Origin of the sequence: Pseudomonas sp. Pseusp88 (genome assembly GCF_047303955.1) — a bacterium.
Classification (GTDB): domain Bacteria; phylum Pseudomonadota; class Gammaproteobacteria; order Pseudomonadales; family Pseudomonadaceae; genus Aquipseudomonas.
This window is the reverse complement of the sequence record NZ_JBGLYM010000009.1, coordinates 56959-83733: the sequence shown is the minus strand read 5'-3', so window position 1 is coordinate 83733 and position 26775 is coordinate 56959. Positions and strand designations below refer to the sequence as shown.

Below are 26775 nucleotides of genomic sequence, written 5' to 3'. Positions count from 1 at the left end.
TTATGTCACGACTATTGGTCGGCCCGTTCAATCGTGTAGAAGGCGATCTGGAGATCCAGCTGGATATCGACGCCGACCGGGTCACTGCCGCCCACGTCAACGCTACGATGTTTCGTGGCTTCGAACAGATCATGCTGCAGCACGCCCCGCTCGACGCACTGGTGTATGCGCCACGCATCTGCGGGATCTGCTCGGTGTCACAGTCGATTGCCGCCGCCCGGGCCCTGACCGGTATTGCAGGCGTGCACCCCCCGGCCAACGGCCTGCTGACGACCAATCTGATGGCGGCGACGGAAAACCTCGCCGATCACCTGAGCCACTTCTATCTGTTTTTCATGCCGGACTTCGTCCGCCCGGTTTACAGCGCGCGGCCCTGGCATGGCGCGGCCCTGACCCGCTTCACGCCCCATCAAGGTACGCAACAGCGCCTGGCCCTGGCGGCCCGCAAGCGCTGGCTCGACCTGATTGGCACCCTCGGCGGCAAGTGGCCGCATACCGGTTCGATTCAACCAGGTGGCTCTTCCCGGGCCATCGACGCCGCCGAACGTATGCGCCTGTTGACGCGCGTGCGCGAGTTTCGTCAGTTCCTGCAGACCGAGCTGTTCGCCAGCGAACTGGAGCACATCAGCGGCTTGAGCAGCGAAGCAGATCTATGGGCCTGGTACAGCGCAGCGCCGGACAAGGGCGATCTGCGCCAGTTTCTGACCATCGTCAAGGACACCGGTCTGGAGCATCTAGGTCCGGGCCCGGGGCTGTTCATGTCCTATGGCGCCTATCCTCAGGCTGACGGTCGGATGACCTTCGCTCAAGGCGTGTGGGATGCCGCAACCGGGCAAGTACGCGAGGTAAACCTGGCCGATATTCGCGAGGACGCCACCCGTGCCTGGCTGGATGACAGCCAAGGGCCGCTGCATCCAGCTCAGGGCGAAACCCGTCCGAACGCGGAAAAAGCCGCTGGCTATACCTGGAACAAAGCCCCGCGCCTGGCCGGTCGGGTCCTGGAGACCGGCGCTTTGGCCCGGCAGTTGATCAACGGCCACCCCTTGATTCGCGACGCCGCCGCCCGTTGCGGCGCCACGGTGTACACCCGAGTGCTGGCACGGCTGCTGGAACTGGCCATAATCGTGCCACTGATGGAGCAATGGCTGTTGGAGCTGCGGCCCGGCGAGCCCTACCACCAGATCACCGACATGCCCGACAGCGGCAGTGCCGTGGGCCTCAACGAAGCGGCACGCGGTGCTCTCGGCCACTGGATGACGGTCAAGAACGGACGTATCGCGGCCTACCAGATCATCGCTCCGACCACCTGGAATTTCTCGCCAAGGGACAGCGAAGGCCGGCCCGGCGCGCTGGAGCAGGCATTGCAGGGCGCTCCGGTACTGCCCGGCGAGAAAACCCCCGTGGCGGTGCAGCATATCGTCCGCTCTTTTGATCCGTGCATGGTCTGCACAGTGCACTGAATCGGGAAATCTCATGGAACGCCTTACCATTTCACTGGACCGCCAATTGGCCGAAGAGCTCGATGCCCTGATCCACGCACAGGGTTACCGCAATCGCTCCGAAGCCATGCGCGACATCCTGCGCAGGCACATCGAACAGGCCCGACTGGCGCAGGCCCAGGCGCCGCATTGCGTGGCCAACCTCAGCTTCGTCTATGACCACCATGCCCGCACCCTGAGCGAGCGCGTGACGAGCCTGCAACACGATCACCATCACCTGACTATCGCCAGCCAGCATGTGCACCTGGACCACGACAATTGCCTGGAAAGCCTGCTGCTCAAGGGGACGGCCGATCAGGTGCGGCACTTTGCCAACCAATTGTGCGCCGAGCGCGGCGTGCGCCACGGCACGCTCAACCTGATCCCGGTGGAGCACCGAACCACGGATGACGCCGCCCACCGCCATTCGCACCTGCACCCAATGAGCTGACTATGGCAGCCAAGACGCCCCCGCCGGGCAGCCTCGACGAAGAAGCCTGGCTGGAAGTCATCAGCAAAATGGACGAGGTCTATTCGCGGCTGGTGCAAGACGAGATCGCCCTTGAGGAAAAGAACGCCGAGCTGGAGCAGTCCCAACAGTTCATCGCCGGGTTGCTGTCGTCCATGTCCGACGTGCTGCTGGCATGCGACACCGAGGGGAGCATTGAGGAATCTAACGCAGCGCTGTCGCGTCAGGTCGCTCAGGACGAACAGGCGCTACGGGGCCGCCGGGTTTATGAACTGCTGGCCGACGATGTCAGCCGAGAGCGCCTGCGAACCACCCTGGCAGGCTTGAGCCGGGTGGGGGCGAGTGCCACGCTGGAGGTCAACTTCCGCGACAGCCATGGCGCCGCACAACCGGTAGATCTCAGTTGTACCGTGCGCAGTACCACCCACGGCCGCTGCATCGGCCATGTGCTGGTGGGCCGTCCGCTGGGCGAGCTGCAACACGCTTACCGACAGTTGCATGACGCCCACGAAGCCCTCAAACGCACTCAGCAACAACTGCTGCACGCCGAGAAGATGGCCTCTCTCGGTCGACTGGTGGCCGGGGTTGCTCACGAATTGAACAACCCCATTAGCTTCGTGCTGGCCAATGCCCATGTGCTGGGTGGCTATCGTGAGCGTCTGGAGTGCTATCTGGAGGCTGTCCATCAGGATGTTTCTCACCCCGAGCGCGAAGCCTTGCGCAAGCAATTGCGCATCGACCCGTTGCTGGCCGACCTGCCATCACTGGTAGAGGGCACGGTGGAAGGTGCCGAACGCACCGCCGATATCGTCAGCGCCCTGAAGCGGTTTTCAGCAGTCGATCGCGAGGTCGTCAGCGATATCAACCTTAACGAGGTGGTGGAGCGAGCCATTCACTGGATTACCCTTGGCGTAGCCCAAGACCTGCAGGTGCATTGGCAACCTTCGACCACCGTCTGGGTGCGCGGCAATAGTGGACAGTTGCTACAAGTGCTGATGAACCTGATCCAGAACGCCTACGACGCGGCGGGCACCGGCGGCGAACACGCGCCGCAGGTGTGGCTGAGCCTGGTTCAGGATGAAGACTGGATCACCCTGCATGTCCGCGACAACGGTCCCGGCATCGCCGTCGAACACCTCAATCACGTATTCGATCCCTTCTTCACCACCAAGCCGGTGGGCAAAGGCACCGGGCTGGGTCTGTCGATCAGCTACAGCATCGTCGAGCGGTGTGGCGGGCGGTTGCTGGCGGGTAATCATCCTCAGGGCGGTGCGCAATTCACCTTGATCCTGCCGCAGGTAAAACCTGCGCAATGACCTGAACGGCAATGACACTGGAACGCCGCGAAAACAACACAACGGACTGAACACGGTTGTTTGTACGCCTATGGCACGCGCCTTGTATGAAGTATGAATATTTTTGAATTCTTCATACGCCGAATCTGCCTGCTGGAGTTTGTATGTCCGCCGCCACACCGCTGTTCAAACGCCACGTCTCGCTGATCTTCCTGGGCCTGTTCGCTGCCAACCTGCTGGCCTGGATATGGGCCTTCGTGGCCTTTCGGGACTTCCCATTACTCTTGGGTACGGCCTTTCTGGCCTACAGCTTCGGCCTGCGCCATGCAGTGGACGCCGACCATATAGCCGCTATTGATAACGTGACCCGCAAGCTGATCCAAGAGAATAAATCCACGGCAACGGTCGGCCTGTTCTTTTCCCTTGGACACAGCAGCGTGGTGATCGGCGCAACCTTGCTGATTGCCCTGGCCACCACGGCGTTCCATACGCAACTGGAGTCTTTTCACAGCGTTGGCGGGATTATCGGCACCAGTGTCTCGGCGGCGTTCCTGCTACTGGTGGCGGTGATCAATCTGGTCATTCTGCGCTCGGTCTGGCAGACATTGCGCCGCGTGCGCCGCGGCGAGAGGGTTGGCGAACAGGAACTGAATTCCATGCTCTGCGGCGGCGGTATCATTGCTCGCCTGGTACGTCCGCTGTTCCGCCTGATCAGCCGCAGCTGGCAGATGTACCCGCTGGGCCTGCTGTTCGGCCTGGGTTTTGATACCGCCACGGAAATCGGTCTGCTCGGCATTTCCGCCACCCAAGCCTCACAGAACCTGCCAATCTGGTCGATCATGGTATTCCCGGCCCTGTTCACCGCGGGCATGGCCCTTGTCGACACTGCCGACAGCGTGATGATGACCGGCGCCTATCGCTGGGCCATGATCAAGCCCATGCGCAAGCTTTATTACAACCTGACCATCACCTCGGTTTCTGTGCTGGTAGCCCTGCTGGTTGGCGGCGTGGAAGTGCTGAGCCTGCTCAACGAGCACTTGTCATTGCAGGGCCGAATCTGGCAGTTCGTCGATGCCATGAGTGAAGATTTCGGCCTGATCGGCTACCTGATCATTGGCCTGTTAGCTACTACCTGGATCGTCTCCCTGGCGCTTTATCGCCTGAAGGGTTATGACCGTTTGCCCAAGCCGGCGAACTGAATATATAGCTTCCACATGAGCCAATAAACTGGAAACAATATTTCCACCCGTTTCACGTCCCTTCGAGTACCCCTTCCCCCTATTCCTTCCAGAACCCCTGAATTAAAGGGGTTCTTCGGCCCGACTAAAGTCTTACGCCTCCCCGCGACCGAATGGCACAGGTCTTGTACTTACCAGTACACCGTGCATACCCAAAAGAATTTCAGGCCGACAGCCTGATTCAAGCCTGTTTCCGGGGAGGAAATATCTGTGATCGAAACGTTTTATGAGGTGATGCGCAGGCAGGGCATCTCACGGCGGAGCTTTCTCAAGTTCTGCTCCCTGACAGCCACATCCCTCGGCCTGGGCCCGGCCTTTATGCCGAAAATCGCCTGGGCCATGGAAAACAAGCCGCGTACCCCCGTGCTCTGGCTGCACGGCCTGGAATGTACCTGCTGCTCCGAATCCTTTATCCGCTCGGCCCATCCGCTGGCCAAGGATGTGGTGCTGTCGATGATCTCGCTGGATTATGACGACACCCTGATGGCCTCTGCCGGGCATCAGGCAGAAGCCATACTTGAAGAGGTCATGACCCGCTACAAGGGCAATTACATTCTTGCCGTGGAAGGCAACCCGCCGCTGAATCAGGACGGTATGAGCTGCATCATTGGCGGCAAGCCGTTTATCGAGCAGCTGCGCCGCGTCGCCAAGGACGCCAAGGCGATCATTTCCTGGGGTTCCTGCGCCAGCTGGGGCTGCGTGCAGGCCGCCAAGCCGAACCCGACCCAGGCCGTGCCGATCCACAAGGTCATCACCGACAAGCCGATCATCAAGGTGCCGGGCTGCCCGCCTATCGCTGAAGTCATGACCGGCGTGATCACCTACATGCTGACCTTCGACCGCATCCCCGAGCTGGACCGCCAGGGCCGGCCGAAGATGTTCTACAGCCAGCGCATCCACGACAAGTGCTACCGCCGTCCGAACTTCGACGCCGGGCAATTCGTCGAGGCCTGGGATGACGACTCCGCGCGCAAGGGTTACTGCCTGTACAAGGTCGGCTGCAAAGGCCCGACCACCTACAACGCCTGCTCCACCGTGCGCTGGAACGGCGGCACCAGTTTCCCGATCCAGTCCGGTCACGGCTGCATCGGTTGCTCCGAGGAAGGCTTCTGGGACAAGGGCTCGTTCTATAACCGCCTGACCGATATCAATGCGTTCGGCGTTGAAGCCAACGCCGACCAGATCGGCCTGGCCGCCGCCGGCACCGTCGGCGCCGCCGTCGCCGCCCACGCCGCGGTCACTGCCCTTAAACGCGCCAGTAAAGGCCCATCTCAAGACGCCTCGGCGCACGACAGGATTAACCATCAATGAGCATCAACTACTCGACCCAAGGCTTCGACCTGAACAATACCGGTCGGCGCATCGTCGTCGACCCCGTGACCCGCATCGAGGGCCACATGCGCGTAGAGGTCAACCTCGACGCCAATAACGTGATCCGCAATGCCGTCTCCACGGGGACCATGTGGCGCGGCCTGGAAGTCATTCTCAAGGGCCGCGACCCGCGCGATGCCTGGGCGTTTGTCGAGCGTATCTGCGGTGTCTGCACCGGCTGCCATGCCCTGGCCTCGGTGCGTTCGGTAGAGGATGCTCTGGGCATCCGCATTCCGCCCAACGCCCATCTGATTCGCGAAATGATGGCCAAGACCCTGCAAGTCCACGACCACGCCGTGCATTTCTACCACTTGCACGCTCTGGATTGGGTCGATGTGGTGTCGGCACTCAAGGCCGACCCCAAGGCGACTTCGGAATTGCAGCAGAAGGTTTCGCCGTCCCATCCATTGTCGTCGCCCGGCTACTTTCGCGACGTGCAGAACCGCCTGAAGAAGTTCTTCGAAAGCGGCCAGCTTGGCCCGTTCATGAACGGCTACTGGGGCAACCCGGCGTACCAGTTGCCGCCCGAAGCCAATCTGATGGCCGTGACTCACTATCTGGAGGCCCTGGACCTGCAGAAAGAGTGGGTGAAGATCCACACCATCTTTGGCGGCAAGAACCCGCACCCTAACTACCTGGTCGGCGGTGTGCCCTGCGCGATCAATATCGACGGCGATCTGGCCGCTGGCGCCCCGCTGAACATGGAGCGGCTGAACTTCGTGCGGGCGCGCATCGACGAAGCGCTGGAGTTTTGCCGTAACGTTTATGTGCCGGACGTGCTGGCCATCGGCACCATCTATAAGCAGAAAGGGTGGCTGCATGGCGGCGGCCTGTCCGCGACCAACGTCATGGATTACGGCACTTACGCCAAGGTCAACTACGACGACAGCACCAACCAGTTGCCCGGCGGCGCCATCCTTAATGGCAACTGGGACGAGATCCTGCCGGTGGACCCGCGCGATCCCGAGCAGGTCCAGGAGTTCGTCACTCACTCCTGGTACAAGTACCCGGACAACGACAAGGGCCTGCACCCGTGGGACGGCATCACCGACCCGAACTACGAGCTGGGCGCCAACACCAAGGGCACCCGCACCAATATCGAAGCCGTGGACGAAAGCGCCAAGTACTCCTGGGTCAAGGCGCCGCGCTGGCGCGGCCATGCCATGGAAGTTGGCCCGCTGGCCCGCTATATCCTCGGCTACGCCCATGCCCTCAAAGGCAACCCGCACTGCCAGCGGGTCAAGGAGCAACTGGAAAGCTCGCTGGCCGCCGTCAACCATGGCGTGCCGAAACTGCTCGGCCTGCCGGAGACCGACTACAGCGCCAAGCAGGTCCTGCCAAGCACCATCGGCCGCACCCTGACCCGCGCCCTGGAAGCCGAGTACTGCGCGGAAATGATGGTCGACGACTGGAAAGAGTTGATGACCAATATCAAGAACGGCGACCGCTCTACCGCCAACGTAGAGAAGTGGGACCCGTCCACCTGGCCGGCTGAAGCCAAGGGCGTCGGCATCGTCGCCGCGCCACGTGGCGCGCTGGGGCACTGGATTCGCATCAAGAACGGCCGCATCGAGAACTACCAGTGCGTCGTCCCCAGCACCTGGAACGGTGGTCCGCGTGATGCCAAGGGTCAGATCGGCGCGTTTGAAGCAGCGCTGATGAACACCCCGGTGGCCATCCCCGACCAACCTGTGGAAATCCTGCGCACCCTGCATTCGTTCGACCCGTGCATGGCCTGCGCCACGCACATCATGAGCGAAGACGGTGCCGAACTGAGCACGGTCAAGGTCCGCTAAGCACGCTATCCCGCAGGCGTTCGCCGCGCCTGCATTTTTGAAGGTAACGATATGACCCGCCAGACTGATCTTCCCGTCACCCGGTCGGAATATGTCTACGAAGCCCCGGTGCGCCTGTGGCACTGGGTGAATGCCGCCTGCATCGTGGTATTGGCCATCACCGGCTACTTTATCGGCTCGCCGCTGCCGACCCAGCCCGGTGAGGCCAGCGCCCATTTCCTGATGGGTTACATCCGCTTCGCGCACTTCAGCGCCGGCTATATTTTCGCCATTGGCATTCTTGGCCGTGCCTATTGGGCGCTGGTCGGCAATCACCATGCCCGCGAACTGTTCTCGGTGCCGTTGTTCAACCGCCAGTACTGGGCCGATTTCTTTACCTGGCTGCGCTATTACCTGTTTATCGGCCCGGTCCCGGCGCCGATGTTCGGCCACAACCCGCTGTCGCGCTTCGCCATGTGCCTGGTGTTCCTGCTCGGTTCGCTGTTCATGATCCTCACCGGCTTTGCTCTGTACGGCGAGGGCTCGCAGATGGGTTCCTGGCAGGAACGCACCTTCGGCTGGGTCCTGCCCCTGCTGGGCCAATCGCAAAATGTCCACACCCTGCACCATCTGGGCATGTGGGTCATCGTCACTTTTGTGCTGCTTCACGTGTATGCCGCTGTGCGTGAAGAAATCGGCGGGCGCCTGAGCCTGATCGGCAGCATGTTCTCCGGCTATAAGATGTTCAAAAAATGAGCACATCCACTCCCAGCATCACCGTCCTTGGTATCGGCAATCTGCTCTGGGCCGACGAGGGCTTTGGCGTACGTTGCATCGAAACCCTGCAACAGCGCTATGAGTTCGCCGACAACGTTTCCCTGATCGATGGCGGCACCCAGGGCCTGTACCTGATCCAGCATGTGCAGCAGGCCGATTACCTGCTGATCTTCGATGCAGTGGACTACAACCTCGCCCCGGGCGAACTGAAGTTCATTGCCGACGACGAAGTGCCGAAGTTCCTCGGCATCAAGAAACTCAGCCTGCACCAGACCGGTTTCCAGGAAGTGCTGATGCTGGCGCAACTGACCGGCCATTACCCGAGCAAGGTGCTGCTGATCGGCTGCCAGCCCGAACACATGATGGATTACGGCGGCAGCCTGCGGCCCGTGGTCAAGGCTGCCATCGAGCCGGCTTTGCAAGAGGCCTTGCGCGTCCTGGCTGAATGGGGTGCAGAGCCCCGGCAACGGACCACACCGCTGGATGGCGCAGAAGCCGTGACCCTGCCGCACCTGCAATTGCAACGCTATGAAGACCAGCGCCCATCCGCCGAAGACGCCTGCCGCATCGGTGACGAGCGCATCCTGGCGAGGCGCCGCTGATGTGCATCGGCATGCCCATGCAGGTCATCAGCGCAACGGCGGGTTTCGCTCAATGCCGTGATCGATATGACCGGGCGCAACACGTCGACACGGCATTGGTGGGACCCTGCGCGCCGGGTGACTGGCTATTGGTGTTCATCGACGCCGCCCGCGAACGCCTGGATGGCCAACGCGCGGCAGAGATCGAAGCCACCCTGATGCTGCTCGACCTGGCCATGGCAGGCGACATCCCCGACGCGGGCGATGCCCCCGGCTTTGCCCTGCCCTCCGCCATGAGCGGCGCACAACTGGCAGCCCTGACCGGCAACGCTGCCAACAAGGAATCATCATGACCGAATCCGCCGTTTTCATGGCCCCCCTCTACACCGCGCCCAGTGTTCCACCGTTGATCGCCCGTCTGGTCAATGAGTTTCATGGCCGCTGGATCGACCCGCTCAACCTGGAGAGCTGGCTCGCCGAAGGCGGCGATTGCCTGCTGTTGTTATGTGGCGATCCAGTGCGCCATCCCGAATGCCTGGACGTGGCCGTGGTGCTGCCAGAGCTGTGCCAGGAAGTCGCCCGCCGGCATGGCAGGCACGTGCGTATCGGCGTGGTGCCGCGCGAACACGAGGAAACCTTCGCCGGTCGCTATGCCCTGCGTCGCTGGCCGACCCTGGTGTGGCTGCGCGACGGCGGCTACGTCACCAGCATCGACGGTATGCACGATTGGGACGAGTACCTGTTGCTCGCGGATAAAGCCGTCAGCGCCAGCAACACCCTTATTCCCCTGGTCAGTGCCAGCTCCAATGAGCAGCCTGGAGGTTGCCAATGAACGAGCCCCACATCATGGATCCGCTGCAGTACATCCCGTTGATGGATATCGGCCCCGGCTCGCAACCCGAGGACGATGTACTCGAATACATCAGCATGCCCCAGGGCATGAGCACCCACCGCGCACCGCTGCTGCCCGAACCCGAAGCCCTGGACGACCGCCCCGACACGCGCCAGGCCTTGCAGACCTTGTTGGAACAACTGCGCCTGAGCACTTGCGGTCAGCTCACCACGCCAGTCGACATCAACGGTTACAGCGCCGCCGACCGCGTCCTGCTGGGCCAACTGTTGGGCGAAGGTGAAGTCAGCATCCGCTTCGATGGTGTCGAGTCACTGCGCATACAAGAGTCGATCTTTACCGGCGTATGGCGTGTGATCGGTGACGACAAAGACTGGATCGAAGTCGGCCCCGCGCCCATGGACCTGGCATTGCGGGCCCTGGCCGCCAGTTTCCCGCTGCCATTGAAGCTGCCGCAAACCCTGCCGCCAGGGGTCATGAACGCCCCGGCGATCATCACCGAAATCCAGGACCGCGCCTTGAACTGGCGCAGCGGTGCCGGCCCTCATGTGATCAACCTGACGCTGTTGCCCCTGTCCGAATCGGACGTGCTGTGGATCAACGATTGCCTGGGCACCGGCTCGGTCATGGCGCTGACACGCGGCTACGGCAACTGCCGCATCTCCAGCACACGGATTCCCAATTGCTGGCGCCTGACCTATTTCAACTCCCAGGACGCAATGATCCTCGACACTATCGAAATCACTGACCTGCCGGAAGTCATCTGCGCTGCGCCGGAAGACCTGTGCGACTCGCTGGAGCGCTTCGAAGACGTGATCCAGTGGTTCGAGGGCAGTTGAGATGGACAACGACTCGACCTTCGAAGGCAGTTACCTGGGCAACAACAGCCGTATCGACGACGCCACGCGCCTGGAATGCAAAATCTGCTGGTGGGTCTATGACCCGGCCGAAGGCGATCCCGTCTGGCAAATTGCCCCCGGCACGCCCTTCTCCGCGCTGCCGGGGCACTGGCGCTGCCCGGTATGCGACGGCGACGCCCGGCAGTTCATGGTGATCGATGAATAACCACGAATTGACCTCAGACTGGGCGAACGCCTTCGCCCTGCGCTTTGACGAAATCGCCCGTCAACGCATGCTCGGCCTGCCGGTGATGAACCCAGCCTTGCAGGTGCAGGCCCTGGGCTTTGCCATAGAACAGGATCAGGATGCGGTGCCCTTGGGGGTACTGGGTATTCTGCTGACACCCTGGTTCATGAACCTGATCTGGCTACCCATGAACCGTGTCGATAATCTCGCCCCTGGTGCCAGCGCTACCCGGCATCTGTGCGGCCAGCAATTGGACTTTATCGGCGCCGAAGACGAACGACTGGGGCGCTATGAGAGCTGCTCGCTGTTTTCGCCGATGTTCGACTTCGCCGACCATGCCAGCGCCTGCGCCACCGCCGAACAGGTGCTGATACAGCTACGCCGGCCACCATCGAGTGCCGTCGAACAACGTTCAGCGCTCAATCGTCGGGAGTTGCTGTTCGGTCGTCGAGGCGGCCAGCCATGAATACCGAAAAGCTCCGGCAGCTCAGCGGCTCGCTTGTAATCCGCCCCGGCCACACGCCTTCGATCGTCGGCAGCCGCCCTACCCTGGCCGGGCATCTGCTACGCGGGCATCCGGCCAGTGCGGCGCCCGGTTATCTGGCTATGCTGTACAGCCTGTGCGGCAGAGCCCACCGCATGACCGCGCAACTGGCGGTGCAGGCGGCCAGAGATGGGAATGTCAGTTTCACGCAAGAGACCTGGCGATCGCTGCACGAAGAAACCCGGCGCGAACACCTGCACCGGATCATACTCGACTGGCCGCGCTGGCTGGGGCAGCCGCGCCCCGATACCACGGACCTGCGCGAATGGACCCTCAACCCGGGCGAAACCCTGGCCCGTTGGCTGGGTATTCCGTTGCGCGAATGGCTGGCTCAATGGCAGGAAGATCCACGACAGGCTTTACTGGACTGGACACGACGCAGCGATCATTGGCTGGCCACCCTGTTCGGCAATTGCCGGGAGGACGCAGACACCGTTCGTATTGCGGTCAATCCCCTGATCTGCACCGAGGACCCCGCCGCCATACTCGGCATCGCCGAACAGTTGAACAACGATGCCGGTTTCACCCGCTACCCCGAGCTGTATGGCACTGCGCGTGAAACCGGCTGCTGGACCCGACACTCTCACAGCACCCCGGCACACATCGACTCGGCCTGGCTGCGCCTCGGCGCCCGAGTGGCCGAGCTGGCCCTGTTGTCGCTGGACGAAGCGCCGTTTCTGCGCCTCGGTACCATGCCCCTGGGTGACGGCAGGGCCCTGGCCTGGAGCGAGACCGCGCGGGGGCTGTTGATCCACCACATAAGTCTGGAAGGTGAAGCGCATACGACCCGCATCGCCGACTATCAGGTGATCGCCCCGACGGAATGGAACCTGCACCCTCAGGGCTCACTGTCGACGGCGCTCAGCGCCCTGCCAATCGACACTCCGGACAGTCGCAGGCGGGCCAGTGTGCTGATGGCCGCCTTCGACCCGTGCATCGCCTTCGAACTGGAACCCCTGCCTGAGGGGGCGAGGATGAAAGACTCATGCATGAAGTAAGTCTGGCCGGCGGCATTCTCAGCGCCGTAGAAGCCGCCGCCCGTCAAGATCCGTTCACCCGCGTCAGTCGCCTGCGCCTGGAGGCCGGCAAGCTGGCCGGGGTGGAAATCCGCGCCCTGCGCTTTGCCTTGGAAGCCCTGGCGCCCGGCACTCTACTCGAAGGAGCGCAGATCGATATCGAAGAGCCCGAAGGCCAGGCCTGGTGCCTGGATTGCGCCGTCAACGTGCCGCTGGTCGAACGCGGTGCACCCTGCCCTCATTGCGGCGGCTTCTGGCTGCAGGCCAATGGCGGCACCGAGTTACGCATTCTCGACCTTCAGGTCGAGGATCACTGAACCGTATTAGCTGGAGGAACACCATGTGCGTCGTTTGCGGCTGTAGCGACAGCCAGAAGCCTGACCATGATCACGGGCATCATGCCCACCCACACGCCGATGCTGGCCATACGGGCGAGGCGGTCGAGCAGGTGGCTATCGATGCCGATGGCGATCTGCATTACGGCAAGGGCCAGGCCCGGGTCTCGGTGCCGGGGCTGAGCCAGGCCCGGACCATTCGCCTGGAGCAGGACATCCTCGGTGAAAACGACCGTCATGCCGCGCACAACCGTCAGCACTTCGAAGCCCATGGCGTGCTGGCACTGAATCTGGTTTCCAGCCCTGGCTCCGGCAAGACCACCCTGCTGTGCGCCACCCTGCGCGCCTTGCGTGAGCGTTATCCACAACTGCCGCTGGCAGTGATCGAAGGCGACCAGCAGACCCGCCACGATGCCGAGCGCATTCGCGAGACCGGCGTGGACGCCATCCAGATCAACACCGGCAAGGGCTGTCACCTCGACGCCCGCATGGTTGCCGACGCCTATGCCCGCCTGCCTCTGCACGACACGCTGCACGCGGCAGGGCATCACCATACCCACAATCATCACCCCAATGTGTTGCGCCAGAGTCCGGCACCCCGCGCCAGCGGCCCGGCGGCGCTGCTGTTCATCGAGAACGTCGGCAACCTGGTCTGTCCTGCCCTGTGGGACTTGGGCGAAGCGGGCAAAGTGGCGATCCTGTCGGTGACCGAGGGCGAGGACAAACCCCTCAAATACCCGGACATGTTCGCTGCGGCACGGCTGATGATTCTCAACAAGACCGACCTGTTGCCCCATCTGGATTTCGACGTGCAGCGCTGTCTGGACTACGCCCGACAGGTCAACCCGCAGTTACAGGTCCTGCAACTGAGTGCCCGCGACGGCAGTGGCATGGATGCCTGGCTGGACTGGCTGCTGGCCGGAGCGCCGCAACCGGACACCCGCACCGCTCGTATCGCTGCACTGGAAGCAGAGCTGGCGGCGCTCAGACAACAGGCGAATGAGGCCTGATATGCATAAACAAACGCTCCCTGACTCAGCGGACGGCGCCACCACCCTGGCCTGTGGCGCCTGGTTGAAAAATACGGCGTGCCTGCTGCAAGGTACTGAAGTGATCTGGTCACCGTTGCACGGCGATTTGGGTGACCCGCAAGGCTGCCGCGATCTGGACGACTCGCTGGAGAATCTGTTGGCTCGTGTCGACGGCACATTGCGCGCCATCGCCCACGATCTGCATCCGGATTTTTACAGTTCGCAACTGGCTGTGGGCCTGGCCGAGCGACTGGGTGTGCCCTCGCTGGCGGTGCAGCATCATCACGCCCATATCGCCGCACTGATGGCCGAGCATGACCTGCATCAACCGGTGTTGGGACTGGCGCTGGACGGCGTCGGCCTCGGCACTGACTCGACGTCTTGGGGCGGCGAGCTACTATGGGTCGGGCAGACCGCTTGGCAACGTCTTGGGCATCTGCTGCCCCTGGCTTTGCCCGGTGGCGACATTGCTGCCCGCGAACCCTGGCGTCTGGTTGCGGCAGCCTTGCAGGTGCTGGGTCGGGAAGATGAAATCGTGCCGCGTCTGTCGCCTTTGGTGGGCGAACAGAGCGCACGCACCGTTGCCATCCTGCTCCAGCGTCAGCTCAACTGCCCACTGAGCACCGGGGCCGGGCGATGGTTCGATGCCGCCGCCGGGATCCTCGGTCTCAGCGTGCGCCAGCAGGTCGAAGCTGAAGCGGCGATCGCCCTGGAGCGCACCGCGACCCTCTGGCTGCAAGACCATCAGGCCCCCGAGGTAGACGGGCTGTGGCAGATACGCGAGGACGGCATGCTCGATCTGCGGCCACTGCTGGTGCGCCTGTTCGAACTGGCCGATGCCGATCAGGCCGGACAGGGCGCAGCGGTCTTTCATCTGGCGCTGGCTGCGGCACTGGCTGACTGGGTCGTACAGCAGTCTACCGAACTGGCGGTGGCTCTGGGCGGTGGCTGCTTTGCCAATCGCCTGCTCAGCAGCCACTTGAGCCAGGCGCTGCACGCTCAGGACATCAAGGTCTATACCGCACAAAGCGTCACCTGTGGCGATGCCGGGCTGGCGCTTGGCCAGGCCTGGATCGCCCGCCACTGGCCGGACCTTACGGCCAGCGTCGCCTTGCCTCTGGAGGAAAAACTCACATGTGCCTAGCCATCCCCGCCCGCATCGTCGCCCTCGGCGAAAACGATACGGCCACGGTCAACCTGGGCGGTATCCGCAAGGACATCTCCCTGGCGCTGGTACCCGAGGCTCGTCTCGACGACTACGTAATCGTCCACGTCGGCTACGCCCTGGGCCTGATCGACTCCGAAGAAGCCGAGCGCACCCTGGCCATTTTTGCCGAGCTGGCAAACGTTCAACAGGACGCACCATGAAATACATCGATGAATATCGCGACGGCGAGCTCGCCCGGCGAATTGCCGAGCGCATCCGTGAACAGGTAGAACCCGACCGGCAATACCGCTTCATGGAGTTCTGCGGCGGCCATACCCATGCGATCTCTCGCTACGGCATCAGCGATCTGCTACCCGCCAATGTGCAGATGATCCACGGTCCGGGCTGCCCGGTATGCGTGTTGCCCATCGGGCGTATAGACCTGGCGCTGAAACTGGCGCTGGAACAGAACGTTATCCTGTGCAGCTACGGCGACACCCTTCGCGTCCCGGCGTCTGCGGGGCTGTCGCTGCTCAAGGCCAAGGCCCGGGGCGCCGACATCCGCATGATCTACTCACCGACCGACGCACTGAAAATCGCCGAGGCCAACCCGGATCGCGAGGTGGTGTTCTTCGCCATCGGTTTCGAGACCACCACACCACCTACCGCCCTGGTGATCCATAACGCGCAACAACGCGGCTTAAAAAACTTCAGCGTGCTGTGCTGCCATGTCCTGACCCCTGCGGCCATCACCCATATCCTCGCCGCGCCACAGGTCAAGGCAGAAACGGCGGTCAATCTGGAAGGTTTTATCGGCCCGGCCCACGTCAGTATCGTCATAGGCTCGCAGCCCTACGAAGCCTTTGCCGAACGCTACCGCAAGCCAGTAGTGATAGCTGGTTTCGAGCCGCTGGACGTAATGCAGGCCATCTCGATGCTGGTCAGGCAGGTCAACGAAGGTCGTCATGAAGTCGAGAATGAATTCATCCGCGCCGTCAGCCGCGAAGGCAACCGCGCCGCCCAGGGTCTGATGGAGCGTATTTTCGAAACGCGCCCCAGCTTCGAATGGCGCGGCCTGGGTGAAGTGGAGTTGAGTGCACTGAAGATTCGTCCGGACTTCGCGCTCTATGACGCCGAGGCGCGTTTTGCACTGAACTACCGCTCGGTAGCGGATAACAAGGCCTGCGAGTGCGGGCCGATCCTGCGCGGACAGAAAAAGCCCGTGGACTGCAAACTGTTCGGCACAGTCTGTACTCCTGAAAACCCCATGGGTTCGTGCATGGTCTCCAACGAAGGCGCCTGCGCCGCGCACTATGCCTACGGGCGCTACAAAGACATTGAGGTCATGGCCGTATGAACGCACGCAGCCCCGTCAAACGCGGCTATGTCCGCCCGCTGAACCTGCGCGACGGCCGCATCGACATGGGCCATGGCGCCGGCGGCCGGGCCTCGGCGCAACTGATCGAGGAGTTGTTCCTCACCGCCTTCGACAACCCGCTGTTGCGCGAGGGCAACGATGGCGCAGTGTTCAGCCCGGCTCTGGCGCCCGGTGAACGTATGGTCATGGCTACCGACGCCCATGTGGTCAGCCCGCTGTTTTTCCCCGGCGGTGACATTGGCAGCCTGGCCGTGCATGGCACCCTCAACGATGTGGCGATGTGTGGCGCCAGGCCGCTATACCTGTCGGCCAGTTTCATTATCGAGGAAGGCTTCCCCCTGGCGGACCTCAAGCGCATAGCCGACTCGATGGGGCAGGCCAGCCGCGCGGCGGGTGTGCCGGTCATTACCGGCGATACCAAGGTAGTGGAGCGCGGCAAGGGCGACGGCGTATTCATCAGCACCACTGGCATCGGTATCGTTCCGGCCGGAGTCAATACCGGCGGCCATCGAGCACGACACGGGGATGCCATCCTGCTGTCCGGCAGTATCGGCCAGCATGGTGTAGCAATCATGTCGCGCCGCGAATCCCTGGAGTTCGACACAGAAATTCTCACGGACAGCGCACCGCTGCATGATCTGGTCGCACAGATGCTCAACGTCGCGCCAGATATCCACGTACTGCGTGATCCGACCCGAGGCGGTCTGGCCACCACGCTCAATGAAATCGCCGGGCAGTCCGGGGTCGGCATGCTTCTGGACGAAGCCGCGATCTCAGTGCTGCCCCAAGTGGAAGCCGCCTGTGAGCTGCTGGGCCTGGACCCGTTATACATCGCCAACGAAGGCAAGCTGGTTGCACTCTGCGCGGCCGAAGACGCCGATGCCCTGCTCACAGTCATGCAGGCTCACCCTCTGGGTCGCGACGCCACGCGCATCGGCACTGTGCTTGACGACCCCCACGGCTTCGTACAAATGCAGACCCGCTTTGGCGGGCGGCGGGTTGTCGACTGGTTATCGGGGGAGCAGTTGCCACGTATCTGCTGACTGAAATCCCCGCAGGAGCAAACGTATTGGCGATCTGAGCTGACTCGGTGTGTCAGGCATAGCCTCTGGCGAACAAGTTCGTTCCTAACCTTGGCTGGTTGCGATCTTGTGCGCCCGGCGCCGCAACAGTTGCTTGCCCAACGCCTGCCCCTTGAGCTCGACATAGTGGTAAGTCGCGCTGGAAATCGTCACCACCACCAGCAGAATCACCACCACCATCAGGTTGTTCAGCCAGACATGCCCGGTATCCAGATAGCGGATATCACCGAGCATCGGCGCAACGTCGGCGCCAGTCTTTTTCTGCACCACCATAAAAGCCGAGATGACGAAGAACAGCACGGCCAGATGGGTCAGGTAGATCGAATAGGAGAGCCGCCCGAGGCGGGCGAAGAATTCGTGCTTGAGCACGCGGGACAGCACTCCGCCGTCGAAGGCGAACAGCACGATGGTCACGCAGAACACTGCACTCGCCGCCAAAACCTTTTGCTGCAACTCACTGGTCAGCACCGCCCAGATGGCGATGGCGGCCAGGGCTTCCAGCACAGTGAGCAAGGCAAAACCCGGCGCGATCCAGTGCCTGAGGCGGTTGAAAAAGGCGTAGCCCAAGGCCCCGGCGAAGAAGCAGCCCAGGCCTTTCTGGGCGTAGACCGTCAGCACATCGGCCTGGCCGTAGAGCAGCGCAAATCCGGCCAGGGCAATGACCGTCCACAGTAGATACCTGCCAGCCGACGCCACGAGCATGGTCGCGGCGAAAACCATGTAGGTCCAATACTCGATGCTGATGCTCCAGGCCGGGGTATTGAACGACAGGTTTTCCGTCAGATGGGTCCAGCTTTGCAGCAGCAGAAGATTGGGCAGGATCTGCGACGGCGCGTACATGCCGGTAAAGGGCGTCTGATTGAAGCCGAAGCCCTGTTTGTAGGCGGCGAATTTGAGGAATTCCAGGGCGATGAAGACCGCCAGCATGAAGGCATGCAGAGGCAGCAGGCGAAAGGTACGGGAAACGAGAAAGTGGCTGAAGTCCAGATGCCGCTTGCTGCCGTAGGCGTGAGCCATGACGAAACCGCTGAGGACAAAGAAGAATTCGACGAACAGGTCGGCGTTGGCGAAGAAGGTCCAGTCCGTGATGCTGCCGACGAGATGGGTGTGGTAAAGGACGACCGCTATCGCGCAGATACCGCGCAGGCTGTCCAAAGCGTGAAATCGCCTCACGTCTTGCATGCAAATCCCCCCGATCAGATGCCATCGCTCGAAAGCGCCTAAAGCAACCCATCGGGTTCGGTCGCGTTGTTGCCAAAGGCCAGACGATAGCCCAGTGGCGGGTTTGTGCAAGCGACAGTGGTCGCAGACTTATTGTTGGAGCCAGGTGAGGTCTCGTTGAAGACGATTGTGGGAGCGGATTCATCCGCGAAAGCGACATTCAATCCCGAAGAAATGGATTGGATGTACGGGCCTCTTCGCGAATGAATTCGCTCCCACAGATTCGTTCCCACAGGGTCGCCCAGAGAACTTGCGCCGCGCCAACGGGCACGGCGCAGTGCCGGATCAGACGTTAGGGCAAGGCACCGGTGCCCAGTCACCCACGTCCGGGTTTTTGCACATGCTGTTGACGGAGCTCTGACCGGCCGCGGCAACCTGGGCGCTTTCGGCCTGTTTGGCTTTGGCGTCTTTCAGGTTCTTCTCGGTGGCAACGGCTTCTTTCGGCACGTCAGGCAGTTTGGCCTTTGCCGGTGGCTTGACCTTGCCGCCGGTTTTCTTGGTGCTGGTGGTGACGACCGGAGAACTGGTGTCGGCGTCGACCACGGTGGCAACGTCAGTGCGCTGAACGCCAACGGTCTGCAGGTCTTTCTCATAGGCCTGGGTGTAGTTGTTCAGGTCTTCGTTGGCACGACCGTTCACGGCGACGATCAGGTCGTTGGACTCTTTCAGGCCAGCGACGATTTCCGCCAGGCGCTTGCGGCCTTCGCTGTCGCTGATGGTCTTGGCTTTGCGGCCCGACAGCAGGTTGGCGAACTCTCGCTGGTAGCAGGACTGCGAAGCGCGAGCGTAGGACGTGCTGCGGTCGATGTCTGCAGCGCTCTTGTTGATGTCGGCACCGTAGGACGCGATGCGCTGGTTGTCATCGGTGATCTGCTTCTGACGCTCGGTGTAGTAACCCGCCGCGCCGCCTGCCAGGGCGCCGCCTGCTGCGCCGATGGCAACGTTGCGTGCACGTTTGTCGGAGCTGCCGGTCAGGGCGCCAAGGGCCGCACCGCCCAGAGCGCCGATGGCCGCGCCGGTCGCGACCGATTTGGTCATGTCGTTATCGGTGCTGCGCAGGTGTTGCACCGGCTCGTAGCAAGTCGGGTAGTACTCGACCTTGGTCGTCGCCGCGACCTTGGACACCGGCGAGCTGGCGCAACCGGTCATCATCACCGTGCTGAACCCGACGGCTACCCACAACAACGTACGGCACTTGGAAGTTGAAACAAGGGCTTTACGGGACATTTGCATGTTTGCGTTCTCTTCTCTGGTTTTAACTATCCCGGAACGACCCGACGCCGTCCGAGTTCCCTCTACACGCGCTCCTCTCGATCAGTCAGGGTTGACTGGCCGAGGCGAGCAGTTCTTTCAAAATGGTTTCCGGGTCCGCGCGCTGTTGCTGGCGGTAGCTGCCGACGTGCTTGACGAACATCGTGGCGCGGGCCACCAGGCTCTTGCCGATGATCGGTTTGCGGCTGAGTTCTTCCTTGATCCGCTGGAACTGCGCCTGAATCACCGCATCGGTGTAACGGGTGCCGGTCGCCAGGTTGTCGATATAGATCGCCACCGCGCCGTCGAGGGCGCTGCGGCCATTGTCCAGCGCCGTGCCGAACAGCTTGGCGCTGGCCGGATCCTTGGCATCGATGGCGCTCTGCTGGCTTTTCTTCAGGTTGGTCAGGCGGATGTTGTAGTTATTGATGGTCTCGGCCACGAGAGCGGCTGACTGGATCAGGTTGCCGGCGGCCTCCTCACGCTGACGGGCGATCAGCGAGACATTGCGCTTGAGCTCTTCGTTGACCAGGCCCAGTTCGGCCTGCACGCGAGGGTCGGTGTTGGCGGCGATGATGCTGTCCAGACGCTTGGTCGGGTCCTGCACGTCATCGATGGCATCGGTCAGGGAGGCCAGGCGGCCTTCCTTCTGCCATTGCGTGAACAGATCCGGGTAGCGCGAACGCGGCGCCGACAGCGCGCCGATGGCGACGCGGAAACCGGTGGTCTCGTTGCGTTGCTCGGTGCCATCGGCGGCGAACAGCGGATACTCGCGACGCATGCCGGTAAACAGCGTGCCCTCGCCTTCCAGATAGTTGCCACCCTTGGTGATGAAGCCGCCATAGGTGCCCTGGCGACGACCGGCGTGGACCAGCTGGAACGATTCCTGAACCATCTCGGCGGCATTGCCGATCACGTCGAACAGGCCGATGGGGTTGGGCCGCTTGGTGCCGATGGGCATCAGTCGAGCAGCCTGCCCGGTACCACCGGCAACCTGATTGAACACCGCCCAGTCGCCCAGCGGACCCTCGCTGTCGCTGCCTTCGACCCGACGCGGAAACAGACGCCCTTCCAGCTCCTGACGGCTGACGGCATGACCGCCACGGGCGGCGAATTCCCATTCGACTTCGGTGGGCAGGCGGACGAAACCGATTCCGCCATCATCCTCGGTCTTGCCCTTGCCGCTGACCGGCAGCAAATCACGGTGGTACTTCATCAGCCAGGCGCTGTACACGGCGGAAAAGCGCTCGGCCTCGAAGTGCGACAGCTTGACCTTGGGCAAGCGCCCGGCCATGCCTGCCGGAGCTTCGCAGGCGGGCGGCGCTTCACCAGTGGCCAGGGACTGCGCCTGAGCCATGACCGCCGCGTACTGCTGCGCGGTGACTTCGTACTTGCCGATGAAATACATCATTGGCTTGAGCGGCGTGCTGGCGTCGGTCTTGGGCAATTGTGGGCCGATCACCTTGACCCAGTCCGAGGCCAGGTCATTGAGGGTGAACGGGCCGTTGATGTAGTCGCGCCGGTAGCCGGAAATGAACGACTGCTTGTAGCCCGGCTCGTCTTCGCTGAACGGGTAGCCGAGGCTGATTTCCCGGTCGTCGAGACTGCCCTGGGCCAGTACGTAAACGTAGCGGAAGACCATTTCGCCGTCGCAGGGCAACGGCAGGCTGACGTCACCGGGCAAGGGCTTGGGGTTGTCCAGTTGGTCGGTGTCATCGGCATGGGCCAGCGACACCGCGCACAGCGCGGCGATGACCACTGCCAGGGCGGCCCTGCGCAACTCAAACATCTCGGATTCCTTCAGCGGGTTCGATATGGGCCACGCGCCAGCCGCCGAGGGCCGCCGCCAGGGCACTGGCCCCGAGCAGCGCAGCCAGGGCGACCAGGTAGTGGCGCAGCAGCAGTTGGCTGGCGTATTCGCCGGGCTCCTGCATGAACAACAGATTCAGGCCGCGCTCGGCCAGGCCATACAGGGCACCGCCCAGTGCCGCAGCGATCAGGCCGCTGTACAGCGCCTGGCACATGACGAACGACAGCAGCGCCCCGGTGCCCAGGCCCAGCAGGCGCAGCACCGACAGCTCATGGCGCTTGCGCTCCACCGCCGCCAAGGCACCGGCGCAAATAGCGGCGAAAGCACCGAGCACAGCCAGCCCGGCGATGACCCAAAAGACAATGTTCAGGTTGCGACTCAGGGACTGCACCTGGGCAATGGCGGCGGCCTGGGTCGAGACCAGCAGGTCGTTGTCGGCGAAGTAACGGCGCAGTGGCTCGACGTCGTTGAGGGTCTGGGCATACAGGCGAAACGCCGGGTAGACACGCTGCTCGCCGGGATGCGCGCGGTCTCCAGCCCAACCCAGGGCAGGTACGGCGCGGCCGTCGCGGTAATCTTCGGCGGCTTCCAGCAAGGCCAATGGCGCAAACAGTGCGTCACGGGGAAAGGCCTGCAGCGGCAGCACGCCCGACACCTGCACTCGCGTGTGCTGGGCCTCGGCTTGCCCGGCGACTTGCCGGGTAAAGGCGGCGTCGAGCCAGTCACCGGGTTTCACCTTGAGCCTCTGCGCGGCGGTCTGGCTCAGGATGATTTCGTCGAGACCGGTCGGTACGGTCATGGCGCCGAGCAGCGGGTCTTGAATGGCCGTGGGGATCATTTCCACATTGACCCGCTCGCGCTGCTCTTGCCCTTGTACAGACAGATCGGCGGTCGCGGCAATCTGCCGGGTGCGCGGGATGGCGAAGGCCACGTCGGGGCGGCGGGCCAGCTCATTGATAAAGGCGGCATTGAAGCGGCCACCGCCCAAGGGGATGATTTCCCGCACCAGCGGATCACGCTCCAGGCGTTCGGTCAGGCTGCTGACCAGGCCGAATTTGAGACCGAACAGCACCAACAGCGGCGCAATCACCGCCACCAGCGCCAGCACGGCGCAAGCCGACAGGCGCGCATCGGCGCGGTAGTCCTGCCAGGCCAGGCTCATCACCAGTGCCAAGCGCATCAATGCACCTCGCCCAAGGTGGCCGTGACGCCGCCATCGGCATCACGCTCGCAGGTGATATTCAGGATCGCCAGGCCGGCACTGAGCGCCAGACGCTCGTCATGGGTAGCGATCAGGCAGCCGACGTTGCGCTCCCGCGCCCGACTGAGCAGCAGTTGCATGACGCGGTTGGCGTTGATCGGGTCGAGGGCCGCCGTGGGTTCATCGGCCAGCAGCAGTTGCGGGTGATGAGCCAGAGCGCGGGCACAGCTGACGCGCTGGCGCTGGCCGACCGATAAGGCGTGGGGTTTCTTGTCCAGTTGTTCGCCGATCTCCAGTTGCTCGGCCAGACGCTCGACGCTGCCGTCGCTGCTCAGCCCCAGCAGCTTGCGCGGCAACGCGATGTTGTCACGCACATTGAGAAAACCCAGCAGGCCGCCGGTTTGCAGGACGTAGCCCAGATGCTGGCTGCGCAGGCTGGCCAGGCGATCCTGGGCGTTGTTGCGCCATAGCCCGCTGATATCGACGATGCCTCGTGACGCAAAGAAGTCGAAGCGCTGGGCCTGATCCGGCGCCGACACCAGCGCCAGCATATCCAGCAGCGTGCTCTTGCCACAGCCGCTGGCACCGACCAGAGCAACCTGCTGCCCGGCCGCCAGTTCCAGGCGCGGAACCACCAGGCTGTAGCGTTGCAGCCCTTCGCCGCGGCTTTTGCGCACATCGCGAAGGCTGATCATGGCAGGGTCGACAACGGTACGCGGTACAACGCATCACCCGGTTCGGCATCGCCAAACCGGACCCAATTGGCCAGATCGTTGTGGAAGGTTTCGTAGAGACGGATCTTCGATTCCAGCTCGTCGATAAAGTCTTCCTGCTCGGCGACGCTGAGGGACAGCCACAGGTCCTGAGTCATGTTCAGCGACTTGCTGCGATACGGCAGGCCTTCCAGATACTCACCGAGGATGCCGCCCTGAGCCAGGTTGGCGCCCTTGCGCAGGGCCGACGGGTCGCGGCTCATGTAGGCACTGGCACTGGCGATTTCCTGGAAGAAATCCTTGGGCGACGTCTGGGTCTTGCGCGCCGCATCGACGATCAGCTTGAGCGATTGTTGCAGGTCATTGAGCTGCAACTTGGTCAGCATCACGCACACCTGAAACGCCGGCAGCGCCGGGTTGGTCAGATCACGGTCCGCCGTCCAGGCGCTGACCAGCTGCGGCGCCTGACTGGCCGACTTATGGCCGAGGAAATCCATGTGCATCGCATAGCCGACGGCTGCCGATTTGTCGGCCAGCGTCGGCGCGGCACCGAGCAGGGGCGCCGGATGGTAGGGACGGCTGCGCACGTCGTGAACCATATCGGCGAATACCGAGCCGATCTCGCCGACCCGCTCGCCGAATTTGCCGACATCGCCACCAGGGATCGGGATATACAGGTCGCCGATCTGCGGGTTGGCGTCGGCAGTCAGGGTGCGGTATTGCTGCTCGGCAAAGCTGTGGGTTTTCTTGCCTGCGTCGGTGCGCAAGTGCAGGGCGAAGATCTTGATCTGCTTGCCCAGTGCCGCCTGCCGCACTTCGGCCTCGTTCATCTGAGTGCTGCTGTCGGGGTCGTTCTTGCGCAGGGAACCGGCGTCGCTGACCAACAGGATCAGGCGCCCGCCGTAGCCGGACCAGTCCATGCCATTGACCGCCTGCATGACGCCGGCGAACGAGTCTTCGTTGAACGACTGGCTCGACACATTGGTGGCCTTGACCTGATCCATCAGGGCGCTGAAACGTGCCGGATCGCGGCCCTGATCCAGGGTGATGAGAGTCTTGGTCAGGTATTCCAGGCCGGGCGTGCGCGTGACGCTGTTGCGAAAGCCGACCAGACCGAAACTGACGCTGTCCAGTTCGCCGCGCTGGGCGATTTTGGCTTGCAGCTCGTGAACGACATCGCGCACCTGATCGATATAGGGCTGCATCGATTTCGAGGTGTCCACCACCAGCACAATGCCGGTGCGGAAGGCATCACTGGCGAACTGCTTGGTCTTGCGGTCCTCGGTCTGGCCCGGCGTGCTGCCCGGATCGATGGAGGCGATGTTGAGCAACTGCACCGGCTGGCCGTTCTGATCGAAGCTCTCGCGGGAATCGAAAATCGGCAGCAGGTAGAACTTGTCCTGCGGTACGGCGCTGGCGGCGGGCTCCAGGGCCAGCACCTGGCTGTCGTCCTGAGGGTTTTTCTGTGCCGCCAGCAGCAGGTTTTTCGCCGAAGCGGGATTGGCCAACAGCTTGTCCAGTTCGCTGGCCTGCCTCACGAACATCACCGGCGCCCGCCCGGAGCGTTCGGTAAATTTCAGCACCAGGCTCTGCTTCCAGTCGCTGACCTGATCCTCGGCCAACCAGCCGGAGCTGCGTCCGTCAGTGGCGGCACCGAGGCGCAGCCAGGATTTGCCGTCGTAGTTCTTGCGCTCGTAGACATAAAGCACGGTAAACGCAGGCAAGGACTTGTCGCCCGGGCCACCCGGCACACTGGCGAAGCGCGCGCCGGGTTTGCTCAGTACGCGCTGGAACAGGGTTTTCTTGCCGGGCATCAGCAGCGGACGCGAGTCTCCGCTCTTCTGCTCGGTGGCGCCCGTTGGCGTACCGACCTGTGGGTGAAGCTGCGCCGCTGCCGTCAATTGCGTGACCAGGTTTGGCGTCGGCCCGGTGGGCAGGCTCGGCGGTTGGCTTGGCGGCGTCGGGGTGGTGTTAGTGGGCGTGCTCGCTGGCGCGCCGGACGTCGTAGTGGGTGGTGTAGTAGCCGTGGCGACGGGTGTCGTCGATGTCGGTTTGGCTTTCTCTTCTGGCGTTGGGCTGCTCATCCACCAATAACCGCCGACACCAACGCCGATAGCCGCCGCAATGGCCACCGCCAGCAAGGCCATGACCGGACCGCGGCGCTGTCCGGAGGCTTGCGCCTTGTCCAGCACCGGCGTGGGTCGCGGACGCGGTGGTTCGGCGCTGGGTGCAGGAATGCTGATCGACTCCGGCTTCATGCCCGCCAGATCGAACTCAAGCGGTTTGCCTGGTACGGCAGGCATCATCACCGTGCCGTCGTAGGCCTCGGACGGCAGCTTGTCGAGAGCGGCGAGCAGCGCCGCCGCATCCGGGAAGCGTTCGTCGGGATCCTTGGCCAGCAGCTTGCGCAGGATGTCCTGATAGCGGCCGTGATGGATCGGCAGCTCCGGCAGCGGCTGGGTCAGGTGAGCCAGGGCCGTGGACAGGGCGTCGGTGCCGCTGTAAGGCAGTTCGCCGACGAGGATTTCGTAGAGCACCACGCCAAGCGCATAGAGATCGGCGCGCCCGTCGATGTCCTGACCGCGGGCCTGTTCCGGACTCATGTAACTCGGCGTGCCGACAGCGAAACCGGCCTGGGTGAACTGGGTGCGGTCATCCAGGGACTTGGCGATGCCGAAATCCGAGAGCACTGCGGTGCCATCGGCGCGAAACAGGATGTTGGCCGGTTTCACGTCGCGGTGTACCAGACCCTGAGCATGGGCATAGCCCAGGGCCGAGGCGATGTGGCGAATGTAGGTCAGGCCCTGCTCGGCGCTCAGGCCCGCAGCGATGCGTTCCTTGAGGGTGCCGTTGGGCAGGTATTCCATGGCCATGTAGTACAGCTCGCCGACATTGCCGATGTCGTGGATGGTCACGGTATGGGGGTGTGACAGCCGCGCCAGGGTGCGGCCTTCGCGCAGGAAACGCTCGCAGAAACTCGGGTCGGCGGCCAGCGCAGCCGCCATGACCTTGAGCGCCACCTTGCGCTCCAGCGAGCGCTGGGTCGCCAGGTACACGGTGGCCATGGCGCCTTCGCCAATCTCCCCTTCGATGTCGTATCCAGGAATCACAATGTCCATTCAGGGC

General features: G+C 62.9%; 26 protein-coding genes. 20 read left to right on the top strand and 6 right to left on the bottom strand.

All coding sequences use genetic code 11. The features are described 5' to 3' along the window. The first annotated feature begins 2 nt into the window (after positions 1-2). The 20 genes from ACCD02_RS14190 (at position 3) to hypE (ending at position 17414) form a co-directional block, all read left to right on the top strand. Positions 3-1460, top strand: a complete 1458-nt coding sequence (locus tag ACCD02_RS14190; protein ID WP_413302683.1) for a nickel-dependent hydrogenase large subunit — start codon at positions 3-5, stop codon at positions 1458-1460. A gap of 13 nt (positions 1461-1473) precedes the next feature. Beyond that, positions 1474-1929, top strand: a complete 456-nt coding sequence (nikR, locus tag ACCD02_RS14185; RefSeq protein ID WP_413302681.1) for a nickel-responsive transcriptional regulator NikR — start codon at positions 1474-1476, stop codon at positions 1927-1929. Between the two features lie 2 nt (positions 1930-1931). Further along, a complete protein-coding gene (locus ACCD02_RS14180; RefSeq protein WP_413302678.1) occupies positions 1932-3263 on the top strand; it encodes a sensor histidine kinase in 1332 nt (443 codons plus the stop codon). 143 nt (positions 3264-3406) lie between these two features. Next, positions 3407-4441 (top strand): HoxN/HupN/NixA family nickel/cobalt transporter, encoded by a 1035-nt coding sequence (locus tag ACCD02_RS14175; protein WP_413302675.1) that lies wholly within the window; start codon positions 3407-3409, stop codon positions 4439-4441. A 243-nt stretch (positions 4442-4684) separates the two neighbouring features. Beyond that, positions 4685-5791, top strand: coding sequence for a hydrogenase small subunit (locus ACCD02_RS14170; protein ID WP_413303014.1), 1107 nt, complete (start codon positions 4685-4687; stop codon positions 5789-5791). Further along, on the top strand, positions 5788-7647 hold the full coding sequence (locus ACCD02_RS14165) for a nickel-dependent hydrogenase large subunit (protein ID WP_413302672.1): 1860 nt from the start codon (positions 5788-5790) through the stop codon (positions 7645-7647). Before ACCD02_RS14170 ends, ACCD02_RS14165 begins: the two co-directional genes overlap by 4 nt. A gap of 51 nt (positions 7648-7698) precedes the next feature. Further along, positions 7699-8382, top strand: a complete 684-nt coding sequence (gene cybH / locus ACCD02_RS14160; RefSeq protein WP_413302670.1) for a Ni/Fe-hydrogenase, b-type cytochrome subunit — start codon at positions 7699-7701, stop codon at positions 8380-8382. After that, a complete protein-coding gene (locus ACCD02_RS14155; protein WP_413302666.1) occupies positions 8379-9005 on the top strand; it encodes a HyaD/HybD family hydrogenase maturation endopeptidase in 627 nt (208 codons plus the stop codon). The genes cybH and ACCD02_RS14155 overlap by 4 nt, the downstream gene beginning before the upstream one ends. Further along, positions 9005-9337, top strand: a complete 333-nt coding sequence (locus ACCD02_RS14150; RefSeq protein ID WP_413302663.1) for a HypC/HybG/HupF family hydrogenase formation chaperone — start codon at positions 9005-9007, stop codon at positions 9335-9337. Before ACCD02_RS14155 ends, ACCD02_RS14150 begins: the two co-directional genes overlap by 1 nt. Next, positions 9334-9816: a hydrogenase gene (locus tag ACCD02_RS14145; RefSeq protein ID WP_413302660.1), complete on the top strand. Its 483-nt coding sequence runs from the start codon at positions 9334-9336 to the stop codon at positions 9814-9816. Before ACCD02_RS14150 ends, ACCD02_RS14145 begins: the two co-directional genes overlap by 4 nt. After that, positions 9813-10673 carry a hydrogenase expression/formation protein gene (locus ACCD02_RS14140; RefSeq protein ID WP_413302657.1) on the top strand — a complete coding sequence of 287 codons (861 nt, stop codon included), beginning with the start codon at positions 9813-9815 and terminating at the stop codon, positions 10671-10673. The genes ACCD02_RS14145 and ACCD02_RS14140 overlap by 4 nt, the downstream gene beginning before the upstream one ends. A 1-nt stretch (position 10674) precedes the next feature. Next, positions 10675-10899 carry a rubredoxin gene (locus tag ACCD02_RS14135; protein ID WP_413302654.1) on the top strand — a complete coding sequence of 75 codons (225 nt, stop codon included), beginning with the start codon at positions 10675-10677 and terminating at the stop codon, positions 10897-10899. Continuing rightward, positions 10892-11386, top strand: a complete 495-nt coding sequence (hybE, locus tag ACCD02_RS14130) for a [NiFe]-hydrogenase assembly chaperone HybE (protein ID WP_413302651.1) — start codon at positions 10892-10894, stop codon at positions 11384-11386. Before ACCD02_RS14135 ends, hybE begins: the two co-directional genes overlap by 8 nt. Then, positions 11383-12462 (top strand): nickel-dependent hydrogenase large subunit, encoded by a 1080-nt coding sequence (locus tag ACCD02_RS14125; protein WP_413302649.1) that lies wholly within the window; start codon positions 11383-11385, stop codon positions 12460-12462. The genes hybE and ACCD02_RS14125 overlap by 4 nt, the downstream gene beginning before the upstream one ends. After that, a complete protein-coding gene (locus tag ACCD02_RS14120) occupies positions 12450-12797 on the top strand; it encodes a hydrogenase maturation nickel metallochaperone HypA (protein WP_413302647.1) in 348 nt (115 codons plus the stop codon). Before ACCD02_RS14125 ends, ACCD02_RS14120 begins: the two co-directional genes overlap by 13 nt. A 23-nt stretch (positions 12798-12820) precedes the next feature. Further along, on the top strand, positions 12821-13825 hold the full coding sequence (hypB, locus tag ACCD02_RS14115) for a hydrogenase nickel incorporation protein HypB (RefSeq protein ID WP_413302645.1): 1005 nt from the start codon (positions 12821-12823) through the stop codon (positions 13823-13825). Between the two features lies 1 nt (position 13826). Continuing rightward, positions 13827-14990, top strand: coding sequence for a carbamoyltransferase HypF (locus tag ACCD02_RS14110; protein WP_413302642.1), 1164 nt, complete (start codon positions 13827-13829; stop codon positions 14988-14990). Continuing rightward, the gene (locus ACCD02_RS14105) at positions 14981-15214 is read left to right on the top strand and encodes a HypC/HybG/HupF family hydrogenase formation chaperone (protein ID WP_413302640.1); all 234 of its coding nucleotides are present in this window, start codon (positions 14981-14983) and stop codon (positions 15212-15214) included. Before ACCD02_RS14110 ends, ACCD02_RS14105 begins: the two co-directional genes overlap by 10 nt. Next, a complete protein-coding gene (hypD, locus tag ACCD02_RS14100) occupies positions 15211-16350 on the top strand; it encodes a hydrogenase formation protein HypD (RefSeq protein WP_413302637.1) in 1140 nt (379 codons plus the stop codon). The genes ACCD02_RS14105 and hypD overlap by 4 nt, the downstream gene beginning before the upstream one ends. Next, entirely contained in the window at positions 16347-17414 is a 1068-nt protein-coding gene (gene hypE, locus ACCD02_RS14095; protein ID WP_413302634.1) for a hydrogenase expression/formation protein HypE, read from the top strand. The genes hypD and hypE overlap by 4 nt, the downstream gene beginning before the upstream one ends. Positions 17415-17498: 84 nt before the next feature. On the opposite strand, the gene ACCD02_RS14090 is transcribed toward hypE, so the two are convergent. The 6 genes from ACCD02_RS14090 to ACCD02_RS14065 form a co-directional block, all read right to left on the bottom strand. Further along, positions 17499-18635 (bottom strand): acyltransferase family protein, encoded by a 1137-nt coding sequence (locus ACCD02_RS14090; RefSeq protein ID WP_413302631.1) that lies wholly within the window; start codon positions 18633-18635, stop codon positions 17499-17501. A gap of 324 nt (positions 18636-18959) precedes the next feature. Further along, a complete protein-coding gene (gene tagQ / locus ACCD02_RS14085) occupies positions 18960-19907 on the bottom strand; it encodes a type VI secretion system-associated lipoprotein TagQ (protein ID WP_413302628.1) in 948 nt (315 codons plus the stop codon). An 85-nt stretch (positions 19908-19992) separates the two neighbouring features. Further along, the gene (locus ACCD02_RS14080) at positions 19993-21714 is read right to left on the bottom strand and encodes a formylglycine-generating enzyme family protein (protein ID WP_413302625.1); all 1722 of its coding nucleotides are present in this window, start codon (positions 21712-21714) and stop codon (positions 19993-19995) included. Next, entirely contained in the window at positions 21707-22915 is a 1209-nt protein-coding gene (locus tag ACCD02_RS14075; protein ID WP_413302622.1) for an ABC transporter permease, read from the bottom strand. The genes ACCD02_RS14080 and ACCD02_RS14075 overlap by 8 nt, the downstream gene beginning before the upstream one ends. Continuing rightward, entirely contained in the window at positions 22915-23631 is a 717-nt protein-coding gene (locus ACCD02_RS14070) for an ABC transporter ATP-binding protein (RefSeq protein WP_413302619.1), read from the bottom strand. Before ACCD02_RS14070 ends, ACCD02_RS14075 begins: the two co-directional genes overlap by 1 nt. Then, positions 23628-26768: a serine/threonine-protein kinase gene (locus ACCD02_RS14065; protein WP_413302616.1), complete on the bottom strand. Its 3141-nt coding sequence runs from the start codon at positions 26766-26768 to the stop codon at positions 23628-23630. Before ACCD02_RS14065 ends, ACCD02_RS14070 begins: the two co-directional genes overlap by 4 nt. Positions 26769-26775 lie beyond the last annotated feature (7 nt).

Coding starts and splice junctions, on each gene's coding strand:
- ACCD02_RS14190 (WP_413302683.1), top strand. CDS start 3: ATGTCACGACTATTGGTCGGCCCGTTCAATCGTGTAGAAGGCGATCTG.
- nikR (WP_413302681.1), top strand. CDS start 1,474: ATGGAACGCCTTACCATTTCACTGGACCGCCAATTGGCCGAAGAGCTC.
- ACCD02_RS14180 (WP_413302678.1), top strand. CDS start 1,932: ATGGCAGCCAAGACGCCCCCGCCGGGCAGCCTCGACGAAGAAGCCTGG.
- ACCD02_RS14175 (WP_413302675.1), top strand. CDS start 3,407: ATGTCCGCCGCCACACCGCTGTTCAAACGCCACGTCTCGCTGATCTTC.
- ACCD02_RS14165 (WP_413302672.1), top strand. CDS start 5,788: ATGAGCATCAACTACTCGACCCAAGGCTTCGACCTGAACAATACCGGT.
- cybH (WP_413302670.1), top strand. CDS start 7,699: ATGACCCGCCAGACTGATCTTCCCGTCACCCGGTCGGAATATGTCTAC.
- ACCD02_RS14155 (WP_413302666.1), top strand. CDS start 8,379: ATGAGCACATCCACTCCCAGCATCACCGTCCTTGGTATCGGCAATCTG.
- ACCD02_RS14150 (WP_413302663.1), top strand. CDS start 9,005: ATGTGCATCGGCATGCCCATGCAGGTCATCAGCGCAACGGCGGGTTTC.
- ACCD02_RS14145 (WP_413302660.1), top strand. CDS start 9,334: ATGACCGAATCCGCCGTTTTCATGGCCCCCCTCTACACCGCGCCCAGT.
- ACCD02_RS14140 (WP_413302657.1), top strand. CDS start 9,813: ATGAACGAGCCCCACATCATGGATCCGCTGCAGTACATCCCGTTGATG.
- ACCD02_RS14135 (WP_413302654.1), top strand. CDS start 10,675: ATGGACAACGACTCGACCTTCGAAGGCAGTTACCTGGGCAACAACAGC.
- hybE (WP_413302651.1), top strand. CDS start 10,892: ATGAATAACCACGAATTGACCTCAGACTGGGCGAACGCCTTCGCCCTG.
- ACCD02_RS14125 (WP_413302649.1), top strand. CDS start 11,383: ATGAATACCGAAAAGCTCCGGCAGCTCAGCGGCTCGCTTGTAATCCGC.
- ACCD02_RS14120 (WP_413302647.1), top strand. CDS start 12,450: ATGCATGAAGTAAGTCTGGCCGGCGGCATTCTCAGCGCCGTAGAAGCC.
- hypB (WP_413302645.1), top strand. CDS start 12,821: ATGTGCGTCGTTTGCGGCTGTAGCGACAGCCAGAAGCCTGACCATGAT.
- ACCD02_RS14110 (WP_413302642.1), top strand. CDS start 13,827: ATGCATAAACAAACGCTCCCTGACTCAGCGGACGGCGCCACCACCCTG.
- ACCD02_RS14105 (WP_413302640.1), top strand. CDS start 14,981: ATGTGCCTAGCCATCCCCGCCCGCATCGTCGCCCTCGGCGAAAACGAT.
- hypD (WP_413302637.1), top strand. CDS start 15,211: ATGAAATACATCGATGAATATCGCGACGGCGAGCTCGCCCGGCGAATT.
- hypE (WP_413302634.1), top strand. CDS start 16,347: ATGAACGCACGCAGCCCCGTCAAACGCGGCTATGTCCGCCCGCTGAAC.
- ACCD02_RS14090 (WP_413302631.1), bottom strand. CDS start 18,635: ATGCAAGACGTGAGGCGATTTCACGCTTTGGACAGCCTGCGCGGTATC.
- tagQ (WP_413302628.1), bottom strand. CDS start 19,907: ATGCAAATGTCCCGTAAAGCCCTTGTTTCAACTTCCAAGTGCCGTACG.
- ACCD02_RS14080 (WP_413302625.1), bottom strand. CDS start 21,714: ATGTTTGAGTTGCGCAGGGCCGCCCTGGCAGTGGTCATCGCCGCGCTG.
- ACCD02_RS14075 (WP_413302622.1), bottom strand. CDS start 22,915: ATGCGCTTGGCACTGGTGATGAGCCTGGCCTGGCAGGACTACCGCGCC.
- ACCD02_RS14070 (WP_413302619.1), bottom strand. CDS start 23,631: ATGATCAGCCTTCGCGATGTGCGCAAAAGCCGCGGCGAAGGGCTGCAA.
- ACCD02_RS14065 (WP_413302616.1), bottom strand. CDS start 26,768: ATGGACATTGTGATTCCTGGATACGACATCGAAGGGGAGATTGGCGAA.